General features: G+C 52.4%; 21 protein-coding genes. 14 read left to right on the plus strand and 7 right to left on the minus strand.

Features of this window, described 5'->3' with window-relative positions; genetic code table 11:
- Positions 1-188 precede the first annotated feature (188 nt).
- Positions 189-1,109 carry a DMT family transporter gene (locus tag LMS44_RS03940; RefSeq protein ID WP_498946865.1) on the minus strand — a complete coding sequence of 307 codons (921 nt, stop codon included), beginning with the start codon at positions 1,107-1,109 and terminating at the stop codon, positions 189-191.
- A gap of 93 nt (positions 1,110-1,202) precedes the next feature.
- On the opposite strand from LMS44_RS03940, the gene LMS44_RS03945 reads away from it, so the two are divergent.
- Together LMS44_RS03945 and LMS44_RS03950 are read left to right on the plus strand one after the other, a co-directional pair.
- Positions 1,203-2,111, plus strand: a complete 909-nt coding sequence (locus LMS44_RS03945) for a LysR family transcriptional regulator (protein WP_498946866.1) — start codon at positions 1,203-1,205, stop codon at positions 2,109-2,111.
- Positions 2,111-2,437 (plus strand): RpnC/YadD family protein, encoded by a 327-nt coding sequence (locus tag LMS44_RS03950; RefSeq protein ID WP_498946868.1) that lies wholly within the window; start codon positions 2,111-2,113, stop codon positions 2,435-2,437. The genes LMS44_RS03945 and LMS44_RS03950 overlap by 1 nt, the downstream gene beginning before the upstream one ends.
- A gap of 25 nt (positions 2,438-2,462) precedes the next feature.
- Here the strand turns inward: LMS44_RS03950 and LMS44_RS03955 are convergent, their stop codons facing one another.
- Positions 2,463-2,837 carry a GFA family protein gene (locus LMS44_RS03955; protein WP_498946870.1) on the minus strand — a complete coding sequence of 125 codons (375 nt, stop codon included), beginning with the start codon at positions 2,835-2,837 and terminating at the stop codon, positions 2,463-2,465.
- Between the two features lie 305 nt (positions 2,838-3,142).
- On the opposite strand from LMS44_RS03955, the gene LMS44_RS03960 reads away from it, so the two are divergent.
- Positions 3,143-3,964, plus strand: coding sequence for a type IV toxin-antitoxin system AbiEi family antitoxin (locus LMS44_RS03960; protein WP_498946872.1), 822 nt, complete (start codon positions 3,143-3,145; stop codon positions 3,962-3,964).
- Complete coding sequence (locus tag LMS44_RS03965; RefSeq protein WP_498946873.1) at positions 3,954-4,871, plus strand: nucleotidyl transferase AbiEii/AbiGii toxin family protein; 918 nt, start codon at positions 3,954-3,956, stop codon at positions 4,869-4,871. Before LMS44_RS03960 ends, LMS44_RS03965 begins: the two co-directional genes overlap by 11 nt.
- 647 nt (positions 4,872-5,518) lie before the next feature.
- Here the strand turns inward: LMS44_RS03965 and LMS44_RS03970 are convergent.
- Positions 5,519-6,358, minus strand: a complete 840-nt coding sequence (locus tag LMS44_RS03970) for a DMT family transporter (RefSeq protein WP_498946874.1) — start codon at positions 6,356-6,358, stop codon at positions 5,519-5,521.
- Positions 6,359-6,454: 96 nt separating this feature from the next.
- Here LMS44_RS03970 and LMS44_RS03975 point away from each other — a divergent pair, with 96 nt between their 5' ends.
- Both LMS44_RS03975 and LMS44_RS03980 read left to right on the plus strand, forming a co-directional pair.
- Entirely contained in the window at positions 6,455-7,366 is a 912-nt protein-coding gene (locus LMS44_RS03975; RefSeq protein ID WP_498946875.1) for a LysR family transcriptional regulator, read from the plus strand.
- 82 nt (positions 7,367-7,448) lie between these two features.
- Complete coding sequence (locus LMS44_RS03980; RefSeq protein ID WP_498946876.1) at positions 7,449-8,036, plus strand: RpnC/YadD family protein; 588 nt, start codon at positions 7,449-7,451, stop codon at positions 8,034-8,036.
- A gap of 302 nt (positions 8,037-8,338) precedes the next feature.
- Here the strand turns inward: LMS44_RS03980 and LMS44_RS03985 are convergent, their stop codons facing one another.
- Entirely contained in the window at positions 8,339-9,283 is a 945-nt protein-coding gene (locus LMS44_RS03985; RefSeq protein WP_153844212.1) for an IS5 family transposase, read from the minus strand.
- 481 nt (positions 9,284-9,764) lie between these two features.
- Between LMS44_RS03985 and LMS44_RS03990 the strand changes: the two genes are divergently transcribed.
- Positions 9,765-10,283 (plus strand): helix-turn-helix transcriptional regulator, encoded by a 519-nt coding sequence (locus tag LMS44_RS03990; RefSeq protein ID WP_498946877.1) that lies wholly within the window; start codon positions 9,765-9,767, stop codon positions 10,281-10,283.
- Positions 10,284-10,317: 34 nt separating this feature from the next.
- Entirely contained in the window at positions 10,318-10,461 is a 144-nt protein-coding gene (locus tag LMS44_RS03995; RefSeq protein WP_498946878.1) for a hypothetical protein, read from the plus strand.
- 117 nt (positions 10,462-10,578) lie between these two features.
- Here the strand turns inward: LMS44_RS03995 and LMS44_RS04000 are convergent, their stop codons facing one another.
- The 3 genes from LMS44_RS04000 to LMS44_RS04010 all read right to left on the minus strand — a co-directional run bounded on the left by LMS44_RS04000 (position 10,579) and on the right by LMS44_RS04010 (position 11,913).
- Entirely contained in the window at positions 10,579-10,959 is a 381-nt protein-coding gene (locus tag LMS44_RS04000; protein ID WP_498946879.1) for a GFA family protein, read from the minus strand.
- A complete protein-coding gene (locus tag LMS44_RS04005; protein ID WP_498946881.1) occupies positions 10,916-11,224 on the minus strand; it encodes a hypothetical protein in 309 nt (102 codons plus the stop codon). The genes LMS44_RS04000 and LMS44_RS04005 overlap by 44 nt, the downstream gene beginning before the upstream one ends.
- Before the next feature lie 383 nt (positions 11,225-11,607).
- On the minus strand, positions 11,608-11,913 hold the full coding sequence (locus LMS44_RS04010; RefSeq protein ID WP_022519785.1) for a hypothetical protein: 306 nt from the start codon (positions 11,911-11,913) through the stop codon (positions 11,608-11,610).
- Between the two features lie 110 nt (positions 11,914-12,023).
- Here LMS44_RS04010 and LMS44_RS04015 point away from each other — a divergent pair, with 110 nt between their 5' ends.
- The 6 genes from LMS44_RS04015 to ggt all read left to right on the plus strand — a co-directional run bounded on the left by LMS44_RS04015 (position 12,024) and on the right by ggt (position 17,737).
- On the plus strand, positions 12,024-12,278 hold the full coding sequence (locus tag LMS44_RS04015) for a FitA-like ribbon-helix-helix domain-containing protein (protein ID WP_022519784.1): 255 nt from the start codon (positions 12,024-12,026) through the stop codon (positions 12,276-12,278).
- Positions 12,275-12,691 carry a type II toxin-antitoxin system VapC family toxin gene (locus tag LMS44_RS04020; RefSeq protein ID WP_022519783.1) on the plus strand — a complete coding sequence of 139 codons (417 nt, stop codon included), beginning with the start codon at positions 12,275-12,277 and terminating at the stop codon, positions 12,689-12,691. Before LMS44_RS04015 ends, LMS44_RS04020 begins: the two co-directional genes overlap by 4 nt.
- Positions 12,692-13,230: 539 nt before the next feature.
- Entirely contained in the window at positions 13,231-14,241 is a 1,011-nt protein-coding gene (locus tag LMS44_RS04025) for a TRAP transporter substrate-binding protein (protein WP_009286830.1), read from the plus strand.
- 84 nt (positions 14,242-14,325) lie between these two features.
- On the plus strand, positions 14,326-14,829 hold the full coding sequence (locus LMS44_RS04030) for a TRAP transporter small permease (protein WP_051051946.1): 504 nt from the start codon (positions 14,326-14,328) through the stop codon (positions 14,827-14,829).
- A 4-nt stretch (positions 14,830-14,833) separates the two neighbouring features.
- Positions 14,834-16,114 carry a TRAP transporter large permease gene (locus LMS44_RS04035; protein WP_230804796.1) on the plus strand — a complete coding sequence of 427 codons (1,281 nt, stop codon included), beginning with the start codon at positions 14,834-14,836 and terminating at the stop codon, positions 16,112-16,114.
- Between the two features lie 24 nt (positions 16,115-16,138).
- Positions 16,139-17,737 carry a gamma-glutamyltransferase gene (ggt, locus tag LMS44_RS04040; RefSeq protein WP_414121336.1) on the plus strand — a complete coding sequence of 533 codons (1,599 nt, stop codon included), beginning with the start codon at positions 16,139-16,141 and terminating at the stop codon, positions 17,735-17,737.
- Positions 17,738-17,750 lie beyond the last annotated feature (13 nt).

A 17,750-nucleotide genomic window follows, 5' to 3' on the forward strand; every position in this document is an offset into this window, starting at 1 on the left:
AACCGGCACCGTTGGATAGAGCTATACAGTTCCTTGCTATTCTTATCTGCCATTGGCTGACCTATGAGCCGAATATAAACCATAATCGGCTCAAGATATGATCTGAATAACTGAGGTGGTAAAGGAATTTGGTGATGCTGGTTAAGCAACTACCGAAGGCTTTTCGGTAGTTCATCAAGAAATAGGCGTCAGACCCGCCATTGCCGTAACACCATCACTCCCGCGATTAAGATCATGCCCATACCCAGCCAAGTCATAGCATCAGGCACTTCGCTGAATACCAGGTAGCCCCAAAGGCTGGCAAAGATGAGGTAGGCGTAATCAAAGGTGCCGATCAACGTCGAAGGGGCAATTTGATAGGCCCTGGCCACCCCGGTATTCACAATGATCAGCAGTAGCGCGTAGGCGCCCACGATCAATAACGCTTCGGCGTCTAGCGGTTGCCAACCGGCGAACAGGAACGGCGCGCGTTCAGCGAGCGATGCTGTGCTGTTGATTGCCACCAGCACGCTGAAAAGACTGCCTGCTGCCAGGAAGGCTAGATTTAATCCCAGGGTGAGAAGTAAGGGGTGCTCTCTTTGGCAGTGGTGGCGAGTGACCAGCATGGCTAGCGCATAAAAGAGGGCGGCAAGCACGGGTAGCAGTGTGGCGGGTGTGAAGGTGTCGCCGCCAGGGCGCAACACCACCACCACGCCCAGGAATCCGCAGAAGATGCCTAGCCACGCCTGGCGTGAAAGATGCTCGCCTGCCCCAAAAGCAGCCAGCACGGCAATAAACAGCGGCGTGGTGTAAATAGCGACCGCTGCCACCGAGAGCGGAATCAGCGGTAGTGCTGCGTAGTAGGCTATCCACATCAGCAACAGAAGCAGGCTTCTTATCGCCACCCAGCGGCGTGATTTTACTTTGGGGCGGGGGCCTGAATGGCCAATGATCAATCCAAAGAGTATCGGCAGCGAGAGTGTTGAGGCGATGACATAGAGTTGCCATAGCGACATACTGGCACTCAGATACTTAACCAGAGCGTCGGTCAACGCCAGCAGAAAGACAGCCCCCACGATAAGGCTTATGCCCTGTAGGATATTATCTTGTGGTTCAGCGGTGGCCTTCATTGCAGCGTTCCAGGTATGAATTCCGCTCTAGAGTGCCGCTGCCTCTAGCAGTGCTTCAAACGACTTCTGCGTCACCATGCATGAGCTCAGATTATGGATAACTTCATCAAGTCTCTTCCACCGCTGGCGACGCTGCGCCCCTTTGAGGCTGCCGCCAGGCTTGAGAGCTTTTCGCGCGCGGCCGATGAGCTCCACCTGACCCAGGCGGCTGTCAGCCGACAGATCCGTGCGCTGGAGGAAGATCTTGGCGTGATGCTTTTCGAGCGCCGTCATCGCCGTGTGTTTCTTACCCGTGAAGGGCGTGAGTTTGGCCGTACTGTCTCCCAGGCGCTGGAAAGTGTCGCCACCGGGGCTCAGGCGCTGCGCGGCGACCCAAATGATAAACGTGTCGTGTTGTTCTGCCAGTTATGCGAAGCGTTCTATTGGCTGATGCCTCAGTTGGCTGATTTCAATCGTCGCTATCCTGAGATTGAGATACAGCTGGCGACGTCGACAAGGCCGATTACCGAATTTAGTGGCAGCTTCGACATTGCGCTGCAAACCAACGGTAGGCCCAGCGGCAGCCATCGATTGGTGTTTACCGCCGAGGACGAGATATTTCCGGTCTGCAGCCCAGCGTACCTGAAAGGGGTCACTACGCCGTTGAGTCTCAACGCTTTGCTGAACCAGCGGCTACTGCACTACCACGCTGACCCGGCGGATTGGCTGGAGTGGGATGGCTGGTTTCGTGCCATGGGGCACTTTGAACTCTCATCGGCGGAGAGTGCTGTTTTCGACAGTTATCCGCTGCTACTGCAAGCGGCTGTCGCGGGGCACGGTATTGCCTTGGGATGGCAGCGCACAACGCAACGCTTAATTGAAAATGGCGAACTGATCCGCCCGGTGACAGAGAGCTTGCCCCAGCACGATGCTATCGCCCTATACACACGCCAGGGCGCACCTCAACGCCCAGGCAGCGAGGCGTTATTGGGTTGGCTGCGTGAGGTGTTGGGTGATGAGTGATGCTAAGGTTTGTACGAGCTCACAAAGAGCGTATTGACGAGATTATTACCCGCTGGCTTAAACGCCACTTGCAGCGGCTCGGGGCTGAGGTCGACCTCAATCAGCTCAACAGTTTGGTGGAGGATAAAGACATGTTGGCAGAAAATTTGGAAAACTGGGCTCAGCAAGAACGCCAAGTAGGCATTCAGGAAGGCGAAAAGCTGGGTATTGAGAAAACAGCTCGTAATCTGCTCAAGCTGGGAGTGCTGAGTGACGAGCAGATTGCTGAAGCGACAGGTCTGGCTTTAGATGAAGTGGTGAAGCTGCGCATTGAAGGTAAGCGCTGATCTAAGCGGCCGCTCTTGAGCATGCTCAACCTTCCCGATCCCGGTCATATCGCTCCACGTTTGGAAATGGCGGTAGCCAATGTTCGCGGCGAATGTTCCAAAGCTCATATGTCGGTTTCAGTTGATTCGGAGCATCAAGAGCACCAAGGTGTATTTCGATTTCTTCCTCGCTTACCGAAAAAACCGACGAACCGCATGCCGAACAGAAGTTACGCCCCTCATAACTGTGCGGTATGCCTTCGATAATGACAGCTTGCTTGGGATAATCAGCAGCCGCATAGAAAAGCGCCCCATGATGCTTGCGACAATCCATACAGTGGCAAATACCTACCCGGAGCGGCTCGCCATTGGCCACGATTCGGATCTTACCGCAGAGACAGCCACCTGTTAGTTGTTCCATTGCCAATCTCCAGAAGAATCATACATTCAAAGTAAGTGGCACTTTCGATTTTGTCTTGCCGCCGTCTCGTTGGTATTTGATGCCAGCAAACCGACATAAATCGAGCTGTTGCAGGAGGCGGATTCGCCTAAGAGCCCGGAATTAGTTTGTATCTCGGTTACAAGCAGGCGCGGATATTAAGCGGGTAAATCGCCCTCCCTTGGTTCTTTAAAAGATAGATAATTGGTGAGCTAAAGGTACACAAAATTTGATGATATTAAAGAGTCTCATGGCAGATTATTTAGTTAAGTGCTAATTTGTGAACCATGAGTACACTTAAAGAAGAAAAGCTAAAGAAGGTGCTTGAAGCCATACCTTCAGGATTCATGGTTGACACCGCATGGCTTGAACGCCACGGTGTCAGCCGTTTCCTTGCTCGCAAATACGTCGATAACAGCTGGCTGGAGCGCGTTAACCGCGGCGTCTTCCGACGCCCCGTGCCGAATGCAACAACGCCGGCCACCATCGATTGGAAAACCTGCCTGCTTTCCATGCAGCATATTATGCGCTATGACATCCATGTCGGCGGTACCTCGGCGCTTGCCCAACAGGGCTACGATCACTATCTGCGTCTGGGCAGCAATGCGCCTGTCTGGGTATATGGCGAGGCCACGCCCAATTGGCTCAGCAAGCTGCCACTCAACGCACCACTTCAAACCCGTAGCACCTCGCTGTTCGCCGACTCATCGCTTGGGTTGGCCAAGGACAACATCAATGCCGAAGGCACGCTGCCATGGGACTGGATGCTTAAAATGTCGGCACCCGAAAGGGCAATTATGGAAGCTATGAACGAGCTGCCCGACCTTGAGAGTTTTCACAACCTCGATATGCTATTTGAGAGCCTGACAACGCTGCGCCCGAAACTACTGTCAGCGCTGCTGCATAGTTGTAAGAAGATCAAGGTAAAGCGTCTGTTCTTTGTTTTTGCAGATCGCCACGATCACCCCTGGCGCAAGCGCCTCGACCCAGCAGAGTTCAATCTTGGAAGTGGCGACCGCGCGCTGGTAAAAGGGGGCAAGATACATCCGCGCTATCGGATTATGGTGCCTGAAGCGTTTGTAACGGCGGAGGCCAACGATGGCACGTGAAACCTATGAAGCACAGGTCGCACTTCTTGTGCGTATTCTCCCGCATGTCGCCAAGGAAGATGTATTCGCGCTCAAGGGCGGCACGGCGATAAACCTGTTCTATCGTGATCTTCCGCGTTTGTCGGTCGATATCGACCTGACCTACCTGCCGGTGAAAGATCGAATCGATAGCCTTTCCGAGATCAACAACGCGATGGATCGCATTGCGGGGGCCATTGAAGGCGGTATCGTTGGTGCCAAAACACAACGTATAAAGGGCGGCGGTGGTGGTGCCACTCGTCTTCTTGCTCGCATGGGTGGTGTAGAGATCAAGATCGAAACCTCTCCAGTCACACGCGGTGTCGTTCATGAGCCTGAAACGCTTTCCGTCTCCGAAGCTGTTGAAGATGAGTTCGGCTACGCAGAGATGCAGATTGTCTCCTTCGAAGATCTGTTCGGCGGTAAGTTGAACGCAGCCGTCGACCGTCAGCATCCGCGCGACCTTTACGATGTGAAGCTGCTTTACGAGAACGAGGGCCTAACGGATGATCTATTTCGCACCTTTTTGATCTACATTGCGAGTTCGTCGCGCCCCGCGCATGAGCTGCTGAATCCGAATCTCATCAATCTTGATCAGCCTTATACTCAAGAATTTGAGGGAATGACCAGAGCTTCTGTCAGTCTCCAAGAGCTCTTGGACACCCGTAAACGATTGATTGCAGATATTCATTCCCGCTTCGATGAGAACACCAAGCGATTCCTAATAAGCCTGCATGACGGTACGCCCGATTTTGATGCTATTGCTCACCCTCGGGCGGTGGATCTGCCAGCCGTACGCTGGAAGCTTATCAATCTGGGAAAACTGAAAAACGAAAATGCCGCCAAGCATGCTGAGCAACGGAGAAAGCTGGAAGTGTTGCTAGGGTAGGTAGATCGGAGCGGCGCCCTCGGTGTGATATGGAATGTGGGCATCACGCTTCACTATCTAAGTCGCTGATTAATGCATCCATCGAGAAATCGTCCACGAATTCACCAGCTCTAGCTTGTCTGGTACCTTGAGCTAGATGTGTACGTAGCGCCTCAAGTTTGCTTTTGCGTTTTTCCAAGCTAAGACTTGTTGACGTCATAGAATGCTTCCCGTGTTCAAAAGTAATAAATATGGATATGGCTGACAAGAAAGGCAAGAGGACTAACTGGTGCGGTCTACTGAGCATTTCTACTGTTTAACCCACTCTTCTTTACCAACAAGTCCGCTGATTCGCCCATGAGCCGAATAGAAGCCATAATCGGCTCATAATATGAGCTGAATGGAGGCAATCGGCTCGTGTATGGCTAAACAGGGCGCACGAAGAAGAGATCAAACGGAGCTGCTTGAAGCTCTATATATACAAGTTTCTGACGCCTTCCCTGAATGCTTACTGTCCAGACGATTTGCCAGTGGCACAGATCTTGGCTAGGCAATGTGTATTGTTGGGCAGGTCAATATCGAACTGTTGATATGTCCAAACCGAATATTCGGTTTGCGTCGCCACTACAAATCCACAAACTGACACACCCGAAACGGCTGAGTGCTATCTAACCATTCCCCGCCACAATCAACATCGTCGCTACAATAGACAACGCTATCCCCACCATGCTGGTGCCGCTAACCGCCTCCTTGCGAACCAGTGAGCCGAATACGACGGGTATCAGCGGGTACATCGACACAATTACAATGCTGATAATGGTGAGCTGCTCTTGCCGTGATAGCGCATAGAACGTAAGCCCTAGAGCGCTGATACCACCCGCCATCGTTGAGAAAAGTGGAAAGCGTATTTGTGCTGGCTTCGTGCGTTGGTAAAACGGCAGTAAACACACGGCACCGTTTAGCATGCATAGGGCGATGCCATACAGCGCCGCATGGTCGGGCACCTGCCCAAGAAAGTGCAGCTGCAGAGAAAACCCCAACCCTGCACCTAACCCAAAGAGCAGGCCTGTTCTGATTATGCTGCTCACCTGCCCTTTGTTTATCCTACCTCCGCCCGTCGTTAGCCAGATAGCGGGCAAGGCGATCATCACACCTAGCCATACCCAAGCGCTGGGCCGCTCGCCAAGAAATACCAAAGAGAGCCCAAGGGCGATGGTTACCATCGAGACAGCGCTAACAGGCACTACGATAGCAAAGGGAGCCTGCGATAAGCCTTTATAAAGCAGCAATGCGCCCAGGGCTGAGCCAAGGCCAGCAAGCGTACCCCATTTCCAGGTATCTGGCTCCCATGTGGAAAAGAGCAGCGCGCCTGCAAGACTGACAAGCGCCCCGCCCAGATGGGTGTAAAAACCAATATTAAGCGGCGGGTAAAAACGGGCGAGCAAGCCATTGATAAAGTGTGTACTGCCGAGCAACAACATGGCGCTTAGTGCCAGAACGATGGACATGGGATTTCCAGGTCAGGATGATAAATGAAAGGCCAGCATAGAAGGCGCTAGTGCTTGGCTGGAAACTCGGTTCGCTCATGGCCGTTATGAGGAGGGATGATGATAAGAGGCGCCGACATCTCTATTGCCCAACTACGTGTGCTGCTTGCGGTAGTGGAAGAGCAATCCTATACCCGGGCGGCGGCGCGACTGGGCGTTAGCCAATCTGGCGTAAGTCACTCAATGCAGGCATTGGAAAAGCTGGTAGGTGGCCCACTTATCACAAAAGCGGCGGAAAGATGGGAGCCGACTGCCTTAGGCGAGTTAGTGCTTACTAGTGCCAGAAAGGTTGTAGGAGAGTTTCAGGTATTGAGCCAGCAAGTGGCCCAATTTCATAATGAAGTAGATGAAACGCTGAAAATAGGTGTAATTCCCAGTGCATTAACGGGATGGTTATCCCCACCCCTTTCTAGCTTAACGAGCCGCTACCCTGATGCCATTAGCCTTGTGCTGGAAGGCATGGAGGAAGAGATAAAGGAGTGGGTGGAAAGCGGCGTGGTTGATATGGGCATAACCACCGATGTGACGCAGCTTAATCTCACCTACTGGTGTGAGCACTTCGATTGGCAGCTACTAAAGAAGGATGAGGTCGTTGCCGTTTTACCCGAGAACCACTCACTCTGCAAACAAGCTAGCGTTACGGTAGCGGAGCTTGCCGATCATCCGTTGATTATGTCGTCAGGGGGTTGTGAGGCGCTTATTCAGCAGATATTTGCTCACTCATTGGAGGAAGTCGATACTTTTCAGGTGGATTTTTGGGTACGCGATACGCGCACGTTGTTGCAGATGGTTGCTGGCGATGTCGGTGTTAGCCTAGTGCCCACATTGGCGTTAAACAATAAACCAGCGACTAATGTGGTAACGCTGCCGCTATCTCCCCAACGTGACCGGAACCTGATTGCCTTTTGGGCTAAACGGCAGCCGCTGAATCAGGTCGGCCAACAACTACTGAAAGAGTGCAAAGCGTAACGGGCTTTCCATCGCATGGTGTGAATGTATTACGGATGGATGAGCATGGTAATCTGTCTCGTAACGATTGGCAGAGGTCTCCATGGTTAATAACCACCACGATACCGGCTACAAAGAGTTGTTTAGTTATCCTGAATTTGTTCAGCAACTCATCGAAGGCTTTGCTCCCGCCGAGATTGCCCGGTTAATGGATTTTTCTACCCTGAAGAGCCAGAGCGGCAACTACATTACGCCACTGTTCGAAGTAAAAATTGAGGACGTGGTGTGGTCAGTCAACGTTAACTGGCAAGGGCTGCAAAAAGCCGTGGATCGGATTGTGGCGATTATTCAGGCCGATCCTCACAAAGAGCGTATCGACAAGATTATTACCCGCTGGCTTAAACGCCACTTGCAGCGGCTAGGGGCTGAGGTCGACCTCAATCAGCTCAACAGTTTGGTGGAGGATAAAGACATGTTGGCAGAAAATTTGGAAAACTGGGCACAGCAAGAACGCCAAGTAGGTCTTCAGGAAGGCGAAAAGCTGGGCATTGAGAAAGGTGAAAAGCTAGGCATCGAGAAAACAGCCCGTAATTTGCTCAAGCTGGGGGTGCTGAGTGATGAGCAGATTGCAGGAGCGACAGGCTTGGCGTTAGAGGATGTGGCTAAGCTGCGCACTGAAGGCCAGCGCTGATCCTTGCTTTCATTTACGTATTCCCGCTTCACACATAAAACGAGAGGGCAGTCCAATTTGCTGCCCTTTCTGTATTTGGTTGCTGAGGATGGCAGACATTCCCCATGCCATGAAAGCCCCCAGCGTCAGGTTAAGTGTTGCACATACTGATATTCTTTTTTAGAGAAGGTCTGAATAACTGCCGATATTCATCAACGCTTACTTGAGCCGACAAAAAATCGAAAATTCAGACACTCTTCTCCCTTTCTTTGTGTATTTTTGCTCCTTTCCCGCTCATTGAGCGGGAAAGGAGCGCAATCGCCCTATTCCCATAGGTATTTCTCACTGATCAGCAGGTTGCTGAACGCCGCCAGCAAGTGCAGGCGCTGAGTGTTTTTGGCCAGTCCACGATAGCGAGCCTTGCCATAACCAAAAACTTGTTTGATGTACCGAAAGGGGTGCTCCACCTTGGCACGGATACTGGCTTTGATGTTTTCGACTTTCTGTCGCCTGGCATCTAGCTTCTTGCGGGTGCCAGGCCGTTTGGCAATATACCAAGAGATATCGTTGCGGTGCTTGTGCTCGTCGCGTTTTTGAATACCCAGGTAACCGGCATCACCGAAGACGCGTTGCTCTTCACCGTGAAGGAGCTTATCGGCAGGCACAATGTCATGGACATTGGCAGCCGTGGTCTCGATGCTGTGAATCAACCCAAGCTTATCGTCGACACCTATATGCATTTTCATGCCAAAGTGCCAAGAGCTACCTTTTTTAGTCTGGTGCATTTCCGGATCGCGCTCGCCTTTTTTGTTTTTGGTGGAACTAGGCGCAGAGATGATAGTGGCATCGACAATGCTCCCTTCGCGCAGCATCAGGCCATTTTTCTCTAGGTGGTTGTTCACTTCCTGGAACAGCACCTTGCCAAGGCCGTGGTGTTCCAGAAAATGGCGAAACTTGAGAATCGTGGTTTCGTCCGGCAATCGGTCTAGTTTCAAACCGGCGAATTGGCGCATGGACTCGATCTCGTAGAGGGCGTCTTCCATGGCCGGATCGCTCAGGTTGTAAAACAACTGCATGCAATGGACGCGGAGCATGGCAGACAACGGATACGGAGGCCGCCCGCTCTCGCCCTTGGGGTAATAACGGGCTATCTTCTTCTCCAGCTGCGTCCAGGGGATCAGCTTGTCCATCCGCTCCAGAAAGAGTTCGCGGCGAGTCTTTCTCTTCTTGTTCTGGTACTCGGCTTCGGAGAAGGTGATTTGATCCATGGCAGCACTGAATCCTATGCAGTTGACGATAGCCGTATTATCACTGATGGCAGTGACTTTTTCAGAGCTTCCTTAAATTTTTATTAGGGAGTTAAAAGAGACACTTGGGTCTATCTATTTAGATGAACGTCGGCAAGCATATGAATTGCTGCTTCAATGGTTGTCAATTGACAACCATTGAAGGGGGCTTCATACTCAGAGGCAAATAATGCCTCGTCCATCACATCCGAAAAAAGAGATCGAAACTGCCCTCAAACATGCGGAAGCGGAGGGCTGGTGAGTTGAAGTCGGCGGTAGTCACGCCTGGGGCAAGATTTACTGTCCCTATAATGATGATGAATGCCGCTGCGGTGAGTTTTGTATCGCGAGCGTGTGGAGTACACCGAAAAATCCCGGCAGCCACGCCCGGGCAATTCGGAGAGTGGTGGACAAGTGCTCGACCCACAAGCGTCGAGACGAAGCGGAGCCGGAGGATTGAAGAATGGAGTATGTTTTTACGCTGAAATACCAACTGGCTGACTCCGACCTAGATGCGCTAGTGGAGCGTTTGGGCGCTGCCGGTTGCGATGATGCTCTGGTGGGCGTGGGGCAGCCGGGCCGCTTGGCGCTGGAATTCTCTCGTGAAGCGGGCAGCGCCGCGGAAGCGGTTCACAGTGCCCTGGTTGACGTAAAAAAAGCGATCCCTTCCGCGCGGCTGATCGAGGCTTCGCCGGATCTTGTTGGCCTGACGGATGTAGCAGACGTTGTGGGCGTTTCGCGACAGGCAATGCGAAAGCTGATGCTCACCCACCGAGCGACGTTTCCTGTGCCGGTTCACGAAGGCAGTGCCTCAATCTGGCACCTGGCGGAGGTGCTTGACTGGTTGATGACCCGAGAGGGTTACCAAATTGATGTTGGCGTGCTGGATATTGCGAAAGTAGCATTAGAAGTGAATATAGCCAAAGAGGCGATCCGCCATCCGGTTCGTAGCCGCGAGGAAATGGAGTTGCTGACCGCGTAGCCAACAGTTCAATAGTTTGGTGGAGGATAAAGATATGTTGGCAGAAAATTTGGAAAACTGGGCTCAGCAAGAGCGCCAGGAAGGCGAAAAGCTGGGTATTGTGAAAGGCGAAAAGCTGGGTATTGAGAAAACGGCCCGTAATCTGCTCAAGCTGGGAGTGCTGAGTGCTGAGTGCTGAGTGATGAGCAGATTGCTGGAGCGACAGGCTTGGCGCTGGGTGAAGTGGCTAAGTTGCGCACTGAAGGTCAGCGCTGATCGATTGCCTTCTGACCTAAGCGGCAGCCCTTGAGCCTGCTCAAACTTCCCTATCCCGTTCGTATCGCTCCGCGTTTTGAAATGGCGGTAGCCAATGTTCGCGGCGAATGCCCCAAAGCTCATACGTCGGTTTAAGTTGATTGGGTGAATCAAGGGTACCAAGGTGTATTTCGATTTCTTCCTCGCTTACCGAAAAAACCGACGAACCGCATGCGGAACAGAAGTAGCGCCCCTGATAACTGTGCGGTTCGCCTTCGATCTGGCAGCTTGCTTGGGGGTAATCGGCAGCGGCATAGAAAAGCGCTGCGTGAGGAGGGGCATGGGGTTTGTGCGCAATCACTTTACTGCTGAAAAGATCGTGAACAGGTTCTAAGGGGTCAGTCAGAGACGCCCTCGCAGTTGTCGTGATACAGCGGAGCATCGGTACTCAACACTAGGCGCTTGGTGGCGTGATTGTAGTAGAAACGACCGGACTCGGCGCTTGAAAGCTCATAGTCGCCGCACACCCCATAGCCCTTATTGACTTGCGTCAAGTGGGAAATTTCGGCCGGTGCCTGGCTGTCGAGGTGTTCAGATATAGTCGCGGCGATGTGGGCATCACGCTGGGCCTCAGAATAGGCCTGGTTACCGAATACCAGGCCAGCAACGACGAAAATGGCGACGACGGGAATCCATAGGTTATGCATAGAGTGTCCAGTGAGAGGATATAAAAGTGCATGAATTCGGTAGAAAAATTATTTAGCTGGATAATAACTTTTTGCCCATCCGATTTCATTGGTTAGCGAGTAGTTGGTTTACACAAGGATCCGCGCCAACCTTACGACACTAAACTGCTTTATGTAGTGGTTCACTGATTCCGGACACCCATCGCCTCAGCACGATGCTATTGTCCTATACACACGTCAAGGCGCACCTCAGCGCCCAGGCAGCGAGGCATTATTGGGTTGGCTGCGTGAGGTGTAGAGTGATGAGCAGATTGCTGAAGCGATAGGCTTGGCGCTAGATGAAGTGGCAAAGCTGCGCACTGAAGGTCAGCGCTGATCCGTGCTTTCATTTACGTATTCCCGCTTCACACATAAAACGAAAGGGCAGTCCAAGTGACTGCCCTTTCTGTATTTGGCTGCTGAGGATGGCAGACATTCCCCATGCCATGAAATAACCTGATGCAATGGTTCATAGTCAGTAATGAATAGCCGTTTTGGCGGATCAGTAGTACCCGCTCAGCAAAGAAGCCGGTGTGACCATAATCTGATTGTCTTTTGGCCACAAAAGCAGCCTCTTGACCAAATATGTCAGCAATTGGTGCGGGAGTGTTCTCCACGGGATTAGTTATGCAGGCATCGCTTTGCGGTTGCAAAATATCCTTAAAGTACACGTTACTTCTGAAAAGCAGTGTTGCAAGTGCTTGCCTTTTGCATCCAGTATACTATACTGAATGCAGTTGGAGCGCAGCTGCGCTTACCACATGCAATAGGAGTTTGGGCTATGGGCATGATGACTATTAGAAGCATTCCTGACGAAGTACACAATGCACTAAAAGCGCGAGCCAAGCAGAATCACCGCAGCGCCGAGGCTGAGGTGCGGGCCATCCTGGAAGAGATCACACGGCCAGAAAGTCGCCTCAAAATGGGTGATGCCCTGGCTGATTTGGGTCGCAAGATCGGGTTGACCAATGAAGACGTAGCGGTCTTTGAAAAGGTGCGTGACAAGACGCCTGCTGAACCGATGAGGTTTGAATGATCGTTCTGGATACCAATGTCGTTTCCGAGGCGATGAAACCCGAGCCTGATCCAGCCGTCAGAGCTTGGCTTAATGAGCAGTCGGCTGAAACGTTATACCTGTCTAGTGTCACACTTGCAGAGTTGTTATTTGGTATTGCGGCGCTGCCCAACGGGAAGCGCAAGGACATGTTGAGCGAGACCTTGGGCGGCCTTGTGGAGTTGTTCAGAGGGCGGATTTTGTCCTTTGACGTTGACGCCGCTCGCAAGTATGCAGAGCTAGCCGTGACAGCCAGAACCGCCGGGCGTGGTTTTCCTGTGCCGGATGGCTACATTGCTGCTATTGCCGTATCACAAGGCTATCAAGTCGCCTCCAGAGATATGGCTCCTTTTGAGGCAGCCAATGTGGACGTCATTAACCCTTTTGAAGCCTAACTGGTGCGGTCTGCTGGGCACTTTAATTGCTTAACCCATTCTTCTTACCCCAACATACCCTCCGACTAGCCCATGAGCCGAATATAAACCTTATTCGGCTCATAAGATGATCTGAATAGATGATGCAATCGGCTCATGTATATTTGGGAATAGCACCACTGGCCGTCTTTTTAACGGAGTAACTGCGCGCTGCCTCAAAGCCTTCAAGTAGCGCGCTCTGTTCGACCCCCAAGCCCTCGATGCAAAAGCTGTTCAAAAACTGCCGGGCGGCAAAGAGCTTCCGGCCCGATCCTGCCAAGAATTGACTAAGAGGACGATGGCTTGATGGGTGGCATCAGGCCCCGAATAAATTCGCACCATATTGAGCCCTTTAGCACAAAGTTGGTGCGAATTTATGCATAGATACGTTCAACAACCCGCAGAATCTCTCATGTTTCAAGGTGGCATGATAATTGCTTTTTCTTTAAGTAAGTAAATAGTTACTTAACTCGCTCCATGAAGAGTGTTTTCTGAATGGGCGCAATGGCAAGGATCACACCATGAAAAAGCAATTTAAGAACATGAAGCTGAAGGCCCTCGCTTGTAGTTTCGCGTTGGGCACCTTGGTACACACCGGCATGGCGAGTGCCGATATCCATATCAAGTTCCATCATGATTTGCCTGAAGATAGCGCACAGCACCTAGCAGCTGAGCGCTTCAGGGACATGGTGGCTGAGCGTAGTGGCGGTGAGATTTCAGTAGAAATTTTCCCCAACAACACACTCGGTGATGATGTCGAAGTCACCCAACAGTTGCAGATGGGAGCTGTGGAAGCAGCGATTATTCCGACCGCCAAGTTATCGGGCTTCGTTCCCGCCATGCAGATCGTCGATCTGCCTTTCTTGTTCCCTTCTCCCGATATCGCCCACACCGTTCTTGATGGGCAGGCCGGTGATGATCTATTGGCGACTGTGGAACAGGTGGGTCTGAAGGGGGTTACTTTTTGGGAAAGTGGTTTCAAGCAATTTACCTGCGACCAACCCGTTAATGGCCCGGAAGACTTCGCAGGCCAAAAGGTACGCGTGATGCAAAGCCCTATCATCATGGAACAGTTTAAAGCGATGGGCGCTAACCCGGTACCGATTGCCTTCGGCGAAACCTACAACGCGCTGCAACAACGCATTGTCGACTGCCAGGAAAATCCGCTGGTATCGATTACACAAATGAAATTTTATGAAGTGCAGTCGGATGTGGTTATCAGCAATCACGCTTATCTAGCCTATGCATTTCTGTTTAGCCAGAGTTGGTTCGATAGCTTAAGCCCTGAGAATCAGGCGCTATTGACGGACGCTGCACGTGAAACCACCGTATTCCAGCGTGAAGAAACCGCCCGCCGTGAAACGGGCTACATTGCCACTATCGAAGCCAGTGGCACTAACGTGAGCACACTGGATGATGCCCAACTGACGGCTTTCAGAGAGTCGACAGCGTCGGTGCACGATGAGTTTGCCAATGAAATTGGCGCAGATCTAATGGCGGAATTCCAGCAAGCCATTGCTGATGCCGAATAGTAGCGCGTAACCCATTAAAGGGCTGATCGGTGATCCCGATAGCCCTTTCCTTCCCCATTGTTTTCATCGCTGGTGGAGTCCGCTATGCGCAAACTTGATCGCCTAATATCGCGTGCCGAGGAGGTTTTGATTGGCCTGCTGATTTTGTCCGCCTCGTTCATTCTTTTCGCCAACGTCATTGCACGCTACGTGTTTAACGATGGTTTTGCATGGGCTGAGGAGCTGGTGCGTTACCAAATTGTATGGATGGTGCTGCTTGGCGCGAGCGTTGCTGCACGGCAAGGGATTCATATTGGGATCGATATTCTACGCAGGTTTAGTCCTCCCCTCATGGCGAAATGGATAGAGTTGCTAGTTCATGCGGTTTCTATCGCTTTTTGCCTTTTCCTGGTGGTTTACGGTTTCCAGTTAACCGAGCAAACCCATCGGTTTGGTCAGGTGAGTTCTGCTCTACAAGCGCCCATGTGGATCGTTCAGTTGGCCATTCCGGTGGGCGCTCTTTTAATGGGTATTCGCTTTACCCAGCATTTCTTCCGGACGTTGCTTGGTCGAGAGCAAGCCTCTGCCCACCTTGATCAAATTGGATAAGAATATGGTCATCACATTCCTGGTGCTATTAGCTGTTTTGATGTTAGTGGGAACGCCCATCTTTATTGCATTGGCGGGTTCCGTCACGGTGGCGATGGGGAGCTTTAGCCATATTCCATTGGCGATCGTGGCTGAGCGATTGTTTGCCGGGTTGGATAAGTTCCCATTGATGGCGATACCCTTTTTTATTCTCACCGGTAGCTTGATGAGCGCGGGTGGGTTATCGCAGCGTATCATCCGCTTGGCCAACTTGTTGGTAGGACGCTTTACCGGTGGTATGGGGATGACGGCGGTATCAGCGAGTATGTTTTTTGGCGCTATTTCCGGATCTAGCCCGGCCACGGTGGTTTCGGTGGGCTCATTGCTCTATCCGGCCATGCGCAAGGAAGGATATTCCGGTCAATTTTCGATTGGCGTGCTGGTGTCTGCCGGTTCATTGGGCATCATCATTCCCCCTTCGGTTGTAATGATCGTCTACGCGGCTGTCACTGGGGTGTCCGTGGGTGCGCTGTTCATGGCGGGGGTGGGAGCCGGTTTATTATATGCAGCATGCTTATTGCCTTACTGTTGGTACCGCGCCAAAAAGGACGGTGTCACCCCCATGAAACCGCCCAGTTGGGGCGAGGTGTTAGCAGGATTCAAAGATGCTTCGTGGGGGTTGGGTGTGCCTCTCGTCGTCTTGGGTGGGATTTATCTGGGTATCTTTACGCCCACTGAAGCCGCCGCTGTATCAGTGGTATATGCTCTGTTGGTCTCAGCCCTGATTTATCGTGAGAAGAGCTTTGCAGAGCTATTCCAAAGCATGATTGAAGCGGCGACCACAACGGCTCAGGTAATGATTATTCTCGCTGCTGCCTCGGTTCTGGCGTGGTTTCTTTCCAGTAATGGGCTAGCGGCCATGTTGGCCAACGCTATCCTGTCGTTATCCGAGAATCCGTACCATATCTTCCTGCTGATCAATGTGACGGTACTGATTGCCGGCATGTTCCTCGATGCTTCCTCCATCATGGTGATTCTCGCCCCCCTGTTTTACACCGTGGGTATGCGCGTTGGTATTGACCCTGTCCACCTAGGGGCAGTACTGACCGTGAATGGGGCGATTGGTATGTTTACGCCGCCATTTGGCCTCAACCTGTTTGTGGCGGGCACTATCAACGGCGTCGATTACGTCCAGGCGGTACGTGGTGCCTTGCCCTTTATTGGCATTGCGCTGTTTGCCTTGATTTTGCTGACCTATATTCCTGCGATCAGTATGTGGCTACCCAGTGTGGTGTATGGCGGCTAAACAGCCAGAATAAGGATGGTAGCAATGTCTATTAGTTTAACTTCATCAGCGCTGGCGCATTCCCATGAGGGGGTGGTGACCAGTCCACATACGTTGGCAACAGAGGCGGGTCGTGAGGTACTTCGTCAAGGAGGCAATGCGGTTGAGGCTGCCATCACCATGGGGGCTTGTCTGTCAGTGACGTATCCGCATTTTACCGGGCTTGGCGGCGATGCCTTCATGATCATTGCGGATGCAAACGGTGGCGTGCAAACCCTGTCAGGCATTGGTCAGGCGCCAAAAGCCAACCTGAAATTATCTGGCAAGCTCCCTGCGAGAGGGCCAGGTTCCATGTTAACGACGGCTGCCACGGTCGATACCTGGGGGCAGGCGCATGAGATTTCCCGTCAGAGCTGTGGCGGAAAAATGGGCTGGGCAGCGCTGTTAGAACCAGCGATACAGCTAGCGAGGGAAGGCTTCCCGATAACGCCATCGCAGCGCTTTTGGCTTGATTTTCGCAGCGATGACCTGTCGATGATGCCAGGCGTGCGAGAGCACTTTATGCCAGGCGGGAAGATTCCCCATGAGGGTGAAAAACTGTACCAGCCACAGCTGGCCGCTTCACTGCAGTCCATTGCGACTCACGGCTACCGGGATTTCTATGAAGGGCAGTTGGGGGAGAAAATCGCCGCTGGACTGGCAGCGGCAGGGTCTCCACTCACCGGCGCTGATCTGGCGGCTACCCGAGCACGAATAGAAACGCCGCTGTCGGTGCCCTATCGGGGTGGCGAGCTGCTGGCCCATCGCCCCCCAACCCAGGGTATGACGACACTAGAGATAATGGGTATCCTGGCGCGTTTTGACCTCTCCAGGATCAAAGAAGGCAGCGCCGATTATTACCACCTGCTGGTGGAGGCGGTAAAGCGTGCTTTCCTGGATCGTAATAGCTACTTGGCTGATCCCGACTTCGCGTCGGTGCCTTGTGAAAAGTTGCTATCGCCTGCCCATCTTGATGCTGAAGCGGCAAAAGTGGAGGCGGGGAAAGCATTGGATTGGCCCTTCGCTTATCAGCATGGCGATACGGTTTATCTAGCGGCCGCTGATCGTTTCGGTAATGCCGTCTCCATGCTGCAGACGATTTATTACGACTGGGGCAGTGGTGTCAGTGTCGGTGATACGGGGATTTTGTGGCATAACCGTGGTGCCGCGTTCAGTCTTGATCCTGCTCATCCGAATGTGATTGCCCCGGGAAAGCGTCCTTTTCATACCCTTAACCCGGGTATGTATCGTGTCGATGGAAAGCCTCGTTTACTTTACGGTACTCAAGGAGCAGATGGACAGCCGCAAACCCTCGCTGCCGTGCTGACGCGCTTGATAGACTATGGCATGGATCCGCTCAGTGCGCTTAAAGCGCCGCGCTTCCTACTGGGGCGAACCTTTTCCGATGGACGTGACACGCTAAAACTTGAGCAGGATGCGGGAGCTGCTATTTTCGCTGAATTGACCCGGCGTGGTCATCAGATGAGCCCGCTACCCGCACAAAGTGCCCTGGCTGGCCACCCCGGCGCGGTCGTTATCGACCCGGCGAAAGGCTTTTACGCCGCTCATGACCCTCGCAGCGATGGCATCGCGTTAGGGCTATAGCACCAATAGAAAC

It is taken from the genome of Halomonas profundus (genome assembly GCF_020865425.1).
Lineage (GTDB): Bacteria > Pseudomonadota > Gammaproteobacteria > Pseudomonadales > Halomonadaceae > Vreelandella > Vreelandella titanicae.

What these genes read in the sequence shown, in the direction of transcription:
- LMS44_RS03995 (WP_498946878.1), top strand. Translation starts at nt 10,318, where the DNA reads ATGTTGGCAGAAAATTTGGAAAACTGGGCTCAGCAAGAGCGCCAGGAA.
- LMS44_RS03970 (WP_498946874.1), bottom strand. Translation starts at nt 6,358, where the DNA reads ATGTCCATCGTTCTGGCACTAAGCGCCATGTTGTTGCTCGGCAGTACA.
- LMS44_RS03985 (WP_153844212.1), bottom strand. Translation starts at nt 9,283, where the DNA reads ATGGATCAAATCACCTTCTCCGAAGCCGAGTACCAGAACAAGAAGAGA.
- LMS44_RS04025 (WP_009286830.1), top strand. Translation starts at nt 13,231, where the DNA reads ATGAAAAAGCAATTTAAGAACATGAAGCTGAAGGCCCTCGCTTGTAGT.
- LMS44_RS03950 (WP_498946868.1), top strand. Translation starts at nt 2,111, where the DNA reads ATGCTAAGGTTTGTACGAGCTCACAAAGAGCGTATTGACGAGATTATT.
- LMS44_RS03965 (WP_498946873.1), top strand. Translation starts at nt 3,954, where the DNA reads ATGGCACGTGAAACCTATGAAGCACAGGTCGCACTTCTTGTGCGTATT.
- LMS44_RS03980 (WP_498946876.1), top strand. Translation starts at nt 7,449, where the DNA reads ATGGTTAATAACCACCACGATACCGGCTACAAAGAGTTGTTTAGTTAT.
- LMS44_RS03960 (WP_498946872.1), top strand. Translation starts at nt 3,143, where the DNA reads ATGAGTACACTTAAAGAAGAAAAGCTAAAGAAGGTGCTTGAAGCCATA.
- LMS44_RS04035 (WP_230804796.1), top strand. Translation starts at nt 14,834, where the DNA reads ATGGTCATCACATTCCTGGTGCTATTAGCTGTTTTGATGTTAGTGGGA.
- LMS44_RS03940 (WP_498946865.1), bottom strand. Translation starts at nt 1,109, where the DNA reads ATGAAGGCCACCGCTGAACCACAAGATAATATCCTACAGGGCATAAGC.
- LMS44_RS03945 (WP_498946866.1), top strand. Translation starts at nt 1,203, where the DNA reads ATGGATAACTTCATCAAGTCTCTTCCACCGCTGGCGACGCTGCGCCCC.
- LMS44_RS04000 (WP_498946879.1), bottom strand. Translation starts at nt 10,959, where the DNA reads ATGCTCCGCTGTATCACGACAACTGCGAGGGCGTCTCTGACTGACCCC.
- LMS44_RS03990 (WP_498946877.1), top strand. Translation starts at nt 9,765, where the DNA reads ATGGAGTATGTTTTTACGCTGAAATACCAACTGGCTGACTCCGACCTA.
- LMS44_RS04020 (WP_022519783.1), top strand. Translation starts at nt 12,275, where the DNA reads ATGATCGTTCTGGATACCAATGTCGTTTCCGAGGCGATGAAACCCGAG.
- LMS44_RS03975 (WP_498946875.1), top strand. Translation starts at nt 6,455, where the DNA reads ATGATGATAAGAGGCGCCGACATCTCTATTGCCCAACTACGTGTGCTG.
- LMS44_RS03955 (WP_498946870.1), bottom strand. Translation starts at nt 2,837, where the DNA reads ATGGAACAACTAACAGGTGGCTGTCTCTGCGGTAAGATCCGAATCGTG.
- LMS44_RS04005 (WP_498946881.1), bottom strand. Translation starts at nt 11,224, where the DNA reads ATGCATAACCTATGGATTCCCGTCGTCGCCATTTTCGTCGTTGCTGGC.
- ggt (WP_414121336.1), top strand. Translation starts at nt 16,139, where the DNA reads ATGTCTATTAGTTTAACTTCATCAGCGCTGGCGCATTCCCATGAGGGG.
- LMS44_RS04030 (WP_051051946.1), top strand. Translation starts at nt 14,326, where the DNA reads ATGCGCAAACTTGATCGCCTAATATCGCGTGCCGAGGAGGTTTTGATT.
- LMS44_RS04015 (WP_022519784.1), top strand. Translation starts at nt 12,024, where the DNA reads ATGGGCATGATGACTATTAGAAGCATTCCTGACGAAGTACACAATGCA.